Origin of the sequence: Massilia agilis (assembly GCF_024756255.1) — a bacterium.
Taxonomy (GTDB): domain Bacteria; phylum Pseudomonadota; class Gammaproteobacteria; order Burkholderiales; family Burkholderiaceae_D; genus Telluria; species Telluria agilis.
Genome location: NZ_JANUHB010000016.1, coordinates 1 through 1327, shown reverse-complemented (window position 1 = coordinate 1327; position 1327 = coordinate 1). Strand labels below are relative to the sequence as shown.

1 protein-coding gene is annotated in these 1327 nt (G+C 64.1%); it reads left to right on the top strand.

Annotated elements, in window-relative coordinates:
* Positions 1 to 1327 (top strand): cadherin-like domain-containing protein (locus NX774_RS23260; protein WP_258824677.1); only part of this gene is annotated, 1327 nt, incomplete at both ends.

Below are 1327 nucleotides of genomic sequence, written 5' to 3'. Positions count from 1 at the left end.
GCCCACCAGCACTGGCGGCGCAGTCACCACGGCCGAGGACACGAACTACGTCTTCAGCGCGTCGGACTTCAACTTCAGCGACTTCAACACCGGCGATGCGATGACCAAGGTCAGCATCTCGGCGGCGCCGGGTGCCGGCAAGCTGCAGGCCTACGTGAGCGGTGCATGGCAGGACGTCGGCGCCAGCGCCAGCGTGACCACGGCGGAGATCAACCTCGGCCATCTGCGTTTCGTGCCGGTCGCCGATGCCAACGGCGATCCGTACACCACTTTCACCTACAAGGTCTATGACAACGCGAGCGCCGCGTCCAACGATGCGACGATGACCGTCAAGGTCACCCCGGTCAATGACCTACCGGTGGCCGCTGACGGAACGATCACGACCAACGAAGACACCAGGGCGACTGGCAACCTGCCGGCAGCGACTGACGTCGAACACAATCCGGTCACCTACGCCAGCGCGACCGGCCCGTCGCACGGTACGTTGACCCTTAACGCCGACGGCAGCTACGAGTACACGCCGGCCGCAGACTACAACGGCCCGGACAGCTTCACCTACACCGTCAGCGACGGCTTTGGCAGCAATACCTACAACGTCAGCATCACGGTCAATCCGGTGAACGACGCGCCGGTGCTGGCGGTTTCGCCGGTGACTGTGGCGCAGGGTGCGACTATTACGCTTAGCACGAGCTACTTGAACGCGACCGATGTCGACACCGGCAACGGCAGCCTGACGTACACCGTCACCTCAGCACCGGGCAAGGGCACCATCAAGGCCAACGGCACTGCCGCGACCTCGTTCACCCAGCAGGACGTCATCGACGGCAAGGTGAGCTACACGGCCAACAGCTACGGCAGCGATCAGAGCGACAGCTTCAGCGTGTCGGTCTCCGATGGCGCGTTGTCCGATGCGAAGCCGGTCGCCGTGACCATCACCTCGGCCAACGTGGCACCGACCAGCACTGGTGGCGCGGTCACCACGGCCGAGGACACCAACTACGTCTTCAGCGCGTCGGACTTCAACTTCAGCGACTTCAACACCGGCGATGCGATGACCAGGGTCAGCATCTCGGCCGCGCCAGGTGCGGGCAAGCTGCAGGCATTCGTCAGTGGTGCATGGCAGGACGTCGGCGCCAGCGCCAGCGTGACCACGGCGGAGATCAACCTCGGCCATCTGCGTTTCGTGCCGGTCGCCGATGCCAACGGCGATCCGTACAGCACTTTCACCTACAAGGTCTATGACAACGCCAGCGCCGCATCCAGTGATGCGACGATGACGGTCAAGGTGACGCCTGTGAATGACCTGCCGGTAGGCGCCGACGGTTCG